The organism is Photobacterium sp. R1, from assembly GCF_054600795.1.
Genome location: NZ_BAAHZP010000014.1, coordinates 114,281 through 125,007, shown reverse-complemented (window position 1 = coordinate 125,007; position 10,727 = coordinate 114,281). Strand labels below are relative to the sequence as shown.

Annotated in this window: 8 protein-coding genes and 1 tRNA gene; 8 read left to right on the top strand and 1 reads right to left on the bottom strand. The window is 54.3% G+C overall.

Annotated elements, in window-relative coordinates; genetic code table 11:
* The first annotated feature begins 126 nt into the window (after positions 1–126).
* A tRNA-Gly gene (locus ACYP03_RS19780) sits at positions 127–202 on the top strand.
* 786 nt (positions 203–988) lie between these two features.
* Here the strand turns inward: ACYP03_RS19780 and queG are convergent.
* Positions 989–2,122 carry a tRNA epoxyqueuosine(34) reductase QueG gene (queG, locus tag ACYP03_RS19775; RefSeq protein WP_459781851.1) on the bottom strand — a complete coding sequence of 378 codons (1,134 nt, stop codon included), beginning with the start codon at positions 2,120–2,122 and terminating at the stop codon, positions 989–991.
* Positions 2,123–2,309: 187 nt separating this feature from the next.
* Between queG and ACYP03_RS19770 the strand changes: the two genes are divergently transcribed.
* The 7 genes from ACYP03_RS19770 to hflX all read left to right on the top strand — a co-directional run bounded on the left by ACYP03_RS19770 (position 2,310) and on the right by hflX (position 10,727).
* The gene (locus tag ACYP03_RS19770; protein WP_459781849.1) at positions 2,310–3,815 is read left to right on the top strand and encodes an NAD(P)H-hydrate dehydratase; all 1,506 of its coding nucleotides are present in this window, start codon (positions 2,310–2,312) and stop codon (positions 3,813–3,815) included.
* A gap of 14 nt (positions 3,816–3,829) precedes the next feature.
* A complete protein-coding gene (gene tsaE, locus ACYP03_RS19765; RefSeq protein WP_248144299.1) occupies positions 3,830–4,294 on the top strand; it encodes a tRNA (adenosine(37)-N6)-threonylcarbamoyltransferase complex ATPase subunit type 1 TsaE in 465 nt (154 codons plus the stop codon).
* 4 nt (positions 4,295–4,298) lie between these two features.
* Positions 4,299–5,996, top strand: a complete 1,698-nt coding sequence (locus tag ACYP03_RS19760; protein WP_459781846.1) for an N-acetylmuramoyl-L-alanine amidase — start codon at positions 4,299–4,301, stop codon at positions 5,994–5,996.
* Positions 5,997–6,010: 14 nt separating this feature from the next.
* Complete coding sequence (gene mutL / locus ACYP03_RS19755; RefSeq protein ID WP_459781845.1) at positions 6,011–8,131, top strand: DNA mismatch repair endonuclease MutL; 2,121 nt, start codon at positions 6,011–6,013, stop codon at positions 8,129–8,131.
* Positions 8,124–9,059, top strand: coding sequence for a tRNA (adenosine(37)-N6)-dimethylallyltransferase MiaA (gene miaA, locus ACYP03_RS19750; protein WP_459781843.1), 936 nt, complete (start codon positions 8,124–8,126; stop codon positions 9,057–9,059). The genes mutL and miaA overlap by 8 nt, the downstream gene beginning before the upstream one ends.
* An 86-nt stretch (positions 9,060–9,145) precedes the next feature.
* Entirely contained in the window at positions 9,146–9,412 is a 267-nt protein-coding gene (gene hfq, locus ACYP03_RS19745) for an RNA chaperone Hfq (RefSeq protein WP_036755395.1), read from the top strand.
* Between the two features lie 25 nt (positions 9,413–9,437).
* Positions 9,438–10,727, top strand: coding sequence for a ribosome rescue GTPase HflX (gene hflX, locus ACYP03_RS19740; protein WP_248144295.1), 1,290 nt, complete (start codon positions 9,438–9,440; stop codon positions 10,725–10,727).

The window sequence follows — 10,727 nt, the reverse complement described above, 5'->3', positions numbered from 1 at the left end:
ACACTAGCTCAGTTGGTAGAGCGCAACCTTGCCAAGGTTGAGGTCACGAGTTCGAACCTCGTGTGTCGCTCCAAATTCTAAGCTTGAAAAAGCGGCTGTCATCGTGCCCGACGGTGAAACAGAGATGCGACACTAGCTCAGTTGGTAGAGCGCAACCTTGCCAAGGTTGAGGTCACGAGTTCGAACCTCGTGTGTCGCTCCAACTTCCTACCGATTAGGAAGCTCTCGGTTTGAGTATTTCAAATCTGTAGAATCAAAACATTACTGTGAAGTAATTGTCTTTGAGGCCGGTTGAACTTTGCCTCGTGAGGTTCAACAGGACAATGTCCGGGCCACCTCAGCTCATGACAGTATTCGTGAGCAGAAATCAACATCATCCTGAATCAGTGAAAGACAGCCGTAAGGTTGTTTTTTTTGTCTGAGAAGAAGATGCTCTGTACTCCCATACTGAGAAGTATTGGCGACCATCAATGATGACAATCAAAGCATGAGAATGCCCTGGGCCTATCCTGTTGCTTTGATCGCGAATCAGAATCTAATGCACTGAACCTGGGCGATATACTTGCCTGTAGTCTGCTGCAAACACATCCCGATCGTTTCGTTGCATAGTATGATGCACAGACTTATCCACACTTCCTGGCTTGTGGGTAAGTCGGTTGATTACATGTGCTGTCTTCTTGTGTATAACTCTGTGTACTTCTGAAGATATCCCCATTATCCCAAAAATATTAAATTTCCATCAACATGATAAGTTGTTGTTTTTAATTGGTTATATTTGGTTCCCCCCAGGTTTGTGAACAGCCTGATCATATTATGATCATGGTGAATAACATTATTTTAGGGATTGCTGGAGGGTTGTGCTTAATAACCAGTGTTCAGAACCAAAATGGTGCAAATGAAATTGTTTTCCACATACAAGAAATGCTGATCAGGATCGCGTTTTGTAGCCCGTGAGTCTCCCTGAGACATGTGGAGAGCAGGTTGGGGGTCAGGCGTCACGAGGCAGGCCCTTTTCCACAATGCGGATCAGGCGTTTGGTTTTGTTCGGCAGGACATCGACCTTGAGTGCGGCTCGTTTTTCCTGTTGACGGGTGATGCTCCAGTCCAGGTGTTCATCCAGCATGTTGTCTAAGCCTTTGCGCGCCATGAGTGCATCAAGCAGTGCCGGATCGTAAGGTGCGTTGCCGATTGCGACGCTGAGATTACGGAGCCACTTAAGGTGGCCGATACGCCGGATGGCCGAGCCTTCAGTATGTTTCAGAAACGTTGCTTCATCCCATTGAAACAGGGTCAGTAAATCTTGCTGGTAGAGTTGCGGCCGGCAATAGTAGTCCTGTTCGTCCGTAACATCCGCTGCCCGGTTATAGGGGCAGACTAACTGGCAGTCATCACAGCCGTAAATCCGGTTGCCCATGGCTTCGCGAAATTCTTCCGGGATAGGACCATCCAGCTCGATGGTCAGGTAAGAGATACAACGACGTGCATCGATCACGCCTTCGGCCACAATGGCCTGAGTCGGGCAGCTGGTCATGCAGGCGACGCATTTTCCGCACTGATTGTCGACGGGGGCGTCTACCGGCAGCGGCAGGTCAATCAGCAGTTCGCCGAGAAAAAACCAGGACCCGGCATCTTCACTGAGAATGAGCGAGTGTTTCCCTGTCCAGCCCAAACCCGCTTTTTCCGCCAATGGCCGTTCCAGGATCGGGGCGGAATCGACAAAAGGCCGGTAGCCAAAGCTGCCCACGGCCTGCTCTATTTTCTGCCCGAGTTGTTTCAGTCGGTTGCGAACCAGTTTGTGGTAGTCACGTCCCAGTGCGTATCGGCTGATATAGGCTTTGTGGGGTTGTTTGAGGGTTTGGGCAAATCCGGCTTCCGGCGGCAGGTAATTCATACGGACACTGATCACCCGGACTGTGCCCGGCAGAAGTTCGGTCGGTCTGGCGCGCATCATACCGTGACGGGCCATCCAGTCCATTTCACCATGGTACCCGGCATCCAGCCATCGCTGGAGCTGTGCTTCATGCTTCGATAAGTCCACATCGCAGATCCCGACATGCTGAAAACCGAGCGCTTTGCCCCATTGTTTGATGTCGCTGGCCAGTTGGTGGAAGTCGATGGTCATGGTCATGGCGTCTGATGGATAAATCGGGGCCGGAGTGTAGCACAGTTCGGACCGGGAAAAATAATTCGGGATGGCGAAAAATAACGCACGGGTCGTTGTGCCTTTTTGCGCTTTTCGGCACTATTTTAGAGTATACGTCTGACAGACGTGCCTCTTTATAACCGTTGAACACCGGGAAACCATCGAGATGACACATCAGCGCTTACCTCAGGTCGCCTTTCGGGCCGCGCAGGTCCGCCAGGGAGAGCAGGAGGCTGCACGGCAGCTGGGCTGGCCTATGTATCAGCTGATGGAAAGTGCCGGTATGGCCGTGTATGACTGTCTCCGCCAAGAATATTCGGCGGTGCGCCATATACTGGTGTGCTGCGGCGGAGGGAACAACGGCGGCGACGGTTATATTGTGGCCCGTCTGGCCAGATTGCACGGACTAGCCGTGACGCTCTGGCAATCAGGTGATGCTGCCCGCTTACAGGGGGATGCCGCCACAGCCAGAGATGCCTGGCTGGCCTGCGGCGGATCGATTGAATCTCCGCAGGCGCAGATCCCGGCAGAAACCGGGCTGATTGTTGATGCGCTGCTCGGCACCGGTCTGACCGGCACGGTCCGTCCCGACATCGCGATGCTGATCAGGAGCATCAATGCAGCCGGAAAACCTGTGATAGCCGTGGATATCCCGTCTGGCCTCTGTGCCGATACCGGCCGCAGTCTGGGCGAGACGGTCATGGCGGATCAGACGGTGACTTTTATTGGTGTGAAACGGGGGTTGCTGACCGGACAAGCTGCACAGTACCGGGGAGAATTAGTTTTTGCCGGTTTGGGAGCTGCAGCAGCCCTGGAACAGGCCGTGCAGTCAGAAGTCAGCATTATCCAGCCATCTGAGATTCAGTGTCTGCTGCCGCCCAGAGCACGGACGGCTCACAAAGGCAGCAATGGCCGGGCTCTGTGTCTGGGGGGCAATCAGGGGATGGGCGGAGCCATTCGACTGGCCTCTGAAGCCAGTGCCCGCAGTGGTGCCGGTCTGACGGCAGCCGTCACACATGCTGACAATGTGCTGGCAATTCTGGCTGAACGCCCTGAGATAATGGTTCAGAACTGGCAGCCGGATTCGGATGAATCTGGCCGGGCACTGTCTGAGCGAATGCAATGGGCCGATGTGATTGTGATGGGACCGGGGCTGGGGCAGAATGCCTGGGGACAGGCACTGTATCGCCAGCTGAATCTGATTGGCGATGAACAGCCTCTGGTGCTTGATGCAGATGGATTGAACTTATTAGCCTGCTCACCAGACTATAAAAAGAACCGAATTTTGACGCCTCATCCTGGAGAGGCAGCCCGATTATTGAATATATCCGTAGCTGACGTGGAAGCGGATCGCTTTGCTGCTGCCGAGTTACTGCAACGCCGGTATGGCGGTGTGGTGGTGTTGAAAGGTGCCGGTACTGTGGTGTTTGACGGTCATCGGCATATGATTTGCCTGGCCGGGAATCCGGGGATGGCTACAGGCGGGATGGGCGATGTGCTGGCGGGCCTGATTGGGGGCTTACTGGCGCAGGGGCTGACGCTGTCGCAGGCAGCCCGGGCTGGCGTGTGGATTCACAGTCGAGCAGCTGATCTGGCTGCAGAAGCAGGAGAACGAGGCTTGCTGGCCGGCGATCTCTTTGCGTATATTCGACAATTGATAAATCTAAGATAAAGATAACGACAACAATGCAGACTTTGAAATTAATGTTGGCCGACGAAGCGGCAACCGTTTCGTTTGGGCAACAGCTGGCGCAGGCCTGTGAACGACAAACCACGATTTACCTGCATGGTGATCTGGGAGCCGGAAAAACCACATTTTGCCGTGGGTTCATTCGTGCACTGGGTCATCAAGGCAATGTGAAAAGTCCGACGTATACGCTGGTTGAACCTTATGAGCTGCCGCCCTGGCAGGTCTATCACTTCGATCTGTATCGTCTGGCCGATCCGGAAGAGCTGGAATTTATGGGGATCCGTGACTACTTCACCACAGACGCTATCTGTCTGGTGGAGTGGCCGGAGAAAGGTACCGGTTTGCTGCCGTCTCCTGATCTGGATGTAGAGCTTCGTTATGTCGACCAGCACCGTCAGGTCGAAGTCACGGCCAACAATGGTTACGGCTTGGCGTTAATTCAGAAACTGGAGCAGAGTTGAATCCATGGGTTGGCGCAGAAGTTTTTCTTTGTTGGTTCTGTTCGCCGGACTAAGCAGCACTGCTGTGCTGGCGAATGAAATTGAAGGGATTCGTGTATGGCCAGCCCCGGATGAAACCCGGGTCGTGTTGGACATGGAGGAAGAGCCGACTTTCACCTATTTCACACTGACGAAGCCGGATCGCCTGGTCGTCGATTTGAAAGCCACGTCACTGAAGGCCGCTTTACCTGTCCAGGTCAAAGACAGTGAAGTGCTGAAAAAGATCCGCAGCAGCAGTCCGCCGGAGACAGGAACCTTCCGGCTGGTTTTTGAAACCCGGACCACCACCTCCCCAAAGATTTTTAAACTGGCACCGACGCCAGACGGTCACTACAGCCACCGTCTGGTCTTGGATCTGCCCCACGCGGCCCAGCCGGAGAAGGTGAAACCAGCCCCGGATAAAGCTGGGTCTCAGGCGGTCAACAGTATTCATCTGCCATATGGCACCGACGATATCATCGTAGCGATTGATGCCGGGCACGGCGGTGAAGACCCGGGTTCCATTGGTCCGAGTCGTAAGTACGAAAAAAATGTCACCCTGAATATTGCCAGGAAAGTGGCCGATCGCATCAATGCGACACCCGGGATGAAGGCTGTGCTCACCCGGCGCGGTGACTATTTTGTCAATCTGAATAAACGTTCGGAAATTGCCCGGAAGAATAAAGCGCACCTGCTGGTTTCTATTCATGCAGATGGTTTCCATCAGCCGCAGCCACGCGGCGCATCGGTCTGGGTGCTCAATACCCGCCGGGCAAATACCGAGATCGGCCGCTGGCTGGAACAGCACGAGAAGCAGTCCGAGCTGCTGGGTGGCGGTGATGTACTGTCGGGCGGGCAGGATGACCAGTATTTGAGTATGGCCGTGCTGGATTTGCAGTTCAGTCACTCCCAGAAAGAAGGGTATGACGTAGCCAGCCGGGTCCTGAGGGAGCTGGCGAAAGTGACTCAGTTACATAAGTCGAAACCTGAGCATGCCAGTCTTGCAGTCCTGAAATCACCGGATATTCCTTCGCTTTTGGTGGAAACCGGGTTTATCACCAACCCGAAGGAAGAGCGGTTGCTGAACAGCAGCAGTCATCAGATCAAAATTTCTGAAGCTGTTTACAAAGGCGTGCTGGCCTATTTCGATGACAAACCGCCGGAAGGGACACTGTTTGCAGCCCGTAAGCACGGGATTAAGCACAAGGTCGTCAGTGGGGAGTCACTCAGTGTGATCGCCGGTCATTACGGGACTTCTGTTGAAGCGATTCGCCAGATGAACCAAATGTCATCCAGCGTGGTGAAAGTCGGTCAGGTATTACGGATCCCGGCGGCCAATACTGCCGGTGGGAATCCAAGCTCAGGGGCAGTATCTCTTGTGAAAAGCAATGTGATGCATACCGTGCAGCGTGGTGAATTTTTGGGTAAGATTGCCAGCCAGTATAATGTGCCGGTAGACAGTATCCGTCAGGTCAATAAGCTACGCTCTGATGAGCTGGCGATTGGCCAGAAACTTGTCATTCCGGTGCAGCGAAAAGAGGTGGAGCACACTGTGCGCCGGGGTGAATTCCTGGGCAAGATTGCCACCCACTACGGGGTCAGCGTCAATCGTATCCGTGAAGTGAACCAGCTCCGTTCAGATACATTAGCCGTGGGCCAGAAACTCAAGATTCCAAGCAGTTAATTGCAGGTCTGATTATGCCGATTCAGATTTTACCCGCCAGACTGGCGAACCAGATCGCCGCCGGTGAAGTGGTTGAACGTCCCGCCTCAGTCGTGAAAGAGCTGGTGGAAAATAGTCTGGATGCCGGTGCGACCAAAATTGAAATCGATATCGACAAAGGCGGCAGCCGGACGATCCGGATCCGTGATAACGGTCAGGGGATCCCAAAATACGAGCTGGAATTGGCGCTGAGCCGCCATGCCACCTCTAAAATCGCGACCCTGGATGATCTGGAAGCGATTGCCAGCCTTGGTTTCCGGGGAGAGGCGCTGGCCAGTATCAGCTCGGTGTCGCGACTGACTTTAACGTCACGGACTGAATCGCAGCCGGAAGCCTGGTCTGCGTATGCGGAAGGCCGGGACATGCAGGTGCAGCTCAAGCCAGCCGCCCACCCGGTGGGAACGACGCTGGAGGTGCTGGATCTGTTTTTCAACACCCCGGCCCGCCGTAAGTTCCTGCGTACCGAGAAAACTGAATTTGCCCATATTGATGAGTTGATCAAACGTATTGCGCTGAGTCGGTTTGATGTCAGTATTTTACTGCGTCACAACGGCAAGCTGATCCGGCAGTACCGTGCGGCAGAAACCCAGGCTCAGAAAGAGCGCCGCCTGGCGGCCGTCTGTGGTCAGGGTTTCCTGCAGCATGCCGTTTCGCTGGAGCTGGGCCACGGTGATCTACGGTTGTCGGGCTGGATCTGTACGCCACAGGGAGCCCGGGCTCAGAACGACCTTCAGTACTGCTACGTGAACGGCCGAATGATGAAAGATAAGCTCATCAATCATGCGATTCGTCAGGCTTTTGAAGGTGCGCTGGCGCCGGAACAATATGCGGCTTATGTCCTCTTTATCGAGGTCGATCCCCATCAGGTGGATGTGAATGTCCACCCGGCCAAACACGAAGTGCGGTTTCACCATGCCCGCCTGGTTCATGATTTTATTTATCAGGGCGTGCAGAGTGCGCTGCAACAAACAGCGGCGGAGAGTGATATCTACACTGCCCCGGAAAGGGCCTCCGCCCGGTCTTATCAGGTTGAAGAACCAGCACCCGCTGGCGGGACCCTGTCTCAGGACAGCCCCTCGCAGCCGCCCGCGTCCGTTGCGCTGGATGCGATTGCCAAGACCCCGGCTTACCCGCGTCAGGCACCGGCCGAAGCCTGGTTCAGTCAGTCATCCGAAGCCAGTCGGCCTGCTGGGCAGGAAACAGCGGGCAGTGGGGCTTATACTCGGGAACAAGGTTCGTCGCGTGAGATGATGTCTCCAGCTCCAGCTCAGTCTTCGGCTCAGCGCTCTGCCAGCAGCCGCAGTGCTGCACCACGTCAGTTTGGCAGCGAGGCCCCCTCGAAAGCGGAAGTTGCGGCTTATCAGGCCCTGATGCAGACTCCGGTACAGGAAAAACGTTCCCCCGAGCCGGCTCAAACGTCTTCTGCATCTGCTCAGCCGGTGAAGAACGTGAATGTCTGGCGGGAGACTCCCGCACCAGTACAGCGCGGTCCGGTGCTGAATTCTCAGCCGGAACAGGGATTAGGCAAGGCCTTGTCTGTGATTGCAGGCCGGTATCTGCTGGTCAGTCAGGGAGCCGGGGTGGCATTGTTGTCGCTGGCAGACGCTGAACAGTTGCGCATGAAAGGCCAGTTGCGGTTTGCGCGTCAGGACGGTCTCAAACCTCAGCCATTGCTGATCCCGCTGGCCATACCGGCCACCCCGGAAATGTCCCTGAGCGCAGAGCAGCACCGCACCTTGCTGAATCAGCTGGGGATTCAGCTGAGAGGCAAAGGTCAGGACAAGCTGGTGATTCTGGCGGTGAGTCAGCCGTTGCGTCAGCAGAATCTGCAAGGAGTGATCCCTGCATTGCTGGAACATCTGAGCCAATTGTCCGAAGCGGGTGACCAGTTGAGTGAAAGTGACTACTGGGAGGCGCTGCTGGAGTGGTTATCGGTTAAACTGGCAGCTGGCAGTGACAGCTTCAGCCTGTCTCAGGCCATCACCTTACTGGGTGAACTCGAACAGCTTTGGGGCGATGCCCTGGAAACATATTATTCCCGGTTGCTGCGTCCGGTTGACCTGCGGCCGGCTTTAGAAGCATTTAATCATGACTAAATCTCTTCCTCAGGCTATTTTTCTGATGGGGCCGACGGCCTCAGGCAAAACGGATCTGGCCATTCGCCTGCGTCAGCAGCTGCCCGTCGAGCTGATCAGTGTTGATTCAGCCCTGATTTACCGGGGTATGGATATCGGTACCGCCAAACCGGATGCTGATGAGCTGGCACAGGCGCCGCACCGTCTGCTGGATATCCGGGATCCGTCACAAAGTTATTCTGCGGCGGATTTTCGTGAAGATGCTCTCAAAGAAATGGCAGATATTGTAAAAGCTGGTCGCATACCATTATTGGTGGGGGGCACGATGCTCTATTACAAGGCACTGCTGGAGGGGCTTTCGCCGTTACCTGCGGCGGACCCGGCCATTCGTGCTGAAATTGAGCTGCAGGCCAGAGAGCGGGGATGGCTGTCTCTGCATGAGGAATTACAACGGATTGATCCTGTCTCTGCGACACGGATCCATCCAAATGATCCCCAACGCTTGTCGCGGGCATTGGAAGTTTTCCGAATTTCAGGTAAAACTTTAACTGAGTTGACCCAAACGCAGGGGGAAACATTACCTTATCAGGTTCACCAATTTGCGATAACACCCAAGGATAGGGCTATTCTGCATCAGAGGATCGAGCAGCGTTTTGACAACATGATCAAAGCAGGCTTTGAACAGGAAGTTCGAGCGTTGTATGAACGAGGGGATCTGCATCCGGATCTTCCGTCCGTTCGCTGTGTAGGTTACCGTCAGATGTGGGATTATTTTGATGGCAATTGCACACTGGATGAAGCGATTTATCGTGGTATCTGTGCAACCCGTCAGTTAGCCAAGCGGCAAATCACCTGGCTTCGCAGCTGGAAAGATTTGACTTGGTTGGATAGCAGTGATGTAGAGAAGGCGTTACAAACAGTCACAAACTCCGTTAGCCGTGAGGTTTGATTAGCGTGTATACTCATCCCTGCTTTGCGTATTGTTAATTTTGTTCATTGAAACATACAACTACAAACAAATAAGGAAAAGAAAGAATGGCTAAGGGGCAATCTCTACAAGACCCGTTTTTGAATGCGCTGCGTCGTGAAAGAATCCCGGTTTCTATTTACTTGGTCAATGGTATTAAGCTTCAGGGCCAGATTGAGTCATTTGACCAGTTCGTGATCCTGCTGAAAAACACCGTAAACCAGATGGTTTACAAGCACGCTATCTCGACTGTTGTACCGGCCCGTCCGGTCAATCATCACCATTCCGGTGAGCGTCAGGCGTCCGAACGTGGCCAGGAAAAAACAGAAGAATAAGATTCTTCGATAAGGAGTTGATTGCTTGTTTGACCGTTATGAAGCCGGTGAACAGGCAATTCTTGTTCATATCAACTTCACGCAAGAAGGGGAGTGGGAGGATCTCAGCGAGTTCGAGATGCTGGTCTCCTCAGCGGGAGTCAATACGCTGCGTGTGATCACAGGCAGCAGACAGGCTCCCCACCCTAAGTATTACGTGGGAGAAGGTAAAGCACAGGAAATTGCCGATGCGGTCAGAGCCGAAGGTGCCGAGATCGTTATTTTTAACCATTCACTCTCGCCTGCCCAGGAGCGAAACCTGGAACGGTTGTGCAAATGCCGGGTTCTGGACAGAACCGGATTGATCCTGGACATCTTTGCTCAGCGTGCGCGTACCCATGAAGGTAAGCTGCAAGTCGAGCTGGCGCAGCTACGTCATATTTCTACCCGTTTGATCCGAGGCTGGACCCACCTGGAACGACAGAAAGGGGGGATCGGTCTGCGTGGCCCGGGTGAAACTCAGCTGGAAACCGACCGCCGGTTACTGCGGGAGCGGATCAAAGCGATCCTGCGACGTCTGGATAAAGTTTCCAAGCAGCGTGATCAGGGGCGTCGAGCCCGAAGCCGGGCGGATATTCCGACGATCTCGCTGGTGGGCTATACCAACGCCGGTAAGTCGACACTGTTTAACCGGGTGACGGATGCCGGGGTATACGCGGCGGATCAACTGTTTGCAACGCTGGATCCTACGCTGCGGAAAATTGAGGTGGAAGATGTCGGCACCAGCATTCTGGCAGATACGGTGGGCTTTATCCGCCATCTGCCGCATGATCTGGTCGCTGCATTTAAAGCCACACTCAAAGAAACGCAGGAAGCGACCCTGTTGTTGCATGTGGTGGATGCCAGTGATGAGCGTTACCGTGAAAATATTGATGCGGTAAACACCGTTCTGGAAGAAATTGAGGCCAATGACGTACCAGTACTGGTTGTCATGAATAAGATCGATAACCTGGAAGACGCTGAACCGCGGATTGAACGCGACGAAGACGGTATTCCGCGCCGGGTCTGGGTGTCTGCCCGGGACGGGCTGGGGATTGATTTTCTCTTCACCGCACTGACAGAACGCCTTGCGGGCACTATGGTGACGCATACCTTGCGCTTGCCGCCTGCAGTCATTGGGCGTATCCGCAGCAAGTTCTATCAGCTGGGGGCTATTGTCCGGGAAGAGTATGAGCAAGATGGCAGCCTGTTGCTGGATGTCCGCCTGCCCATGACGGACTGGGCACGGCTGCAAAAAAGAGAAGAGCAGGGGCTGGATGACTTTATCCTTGCCTGA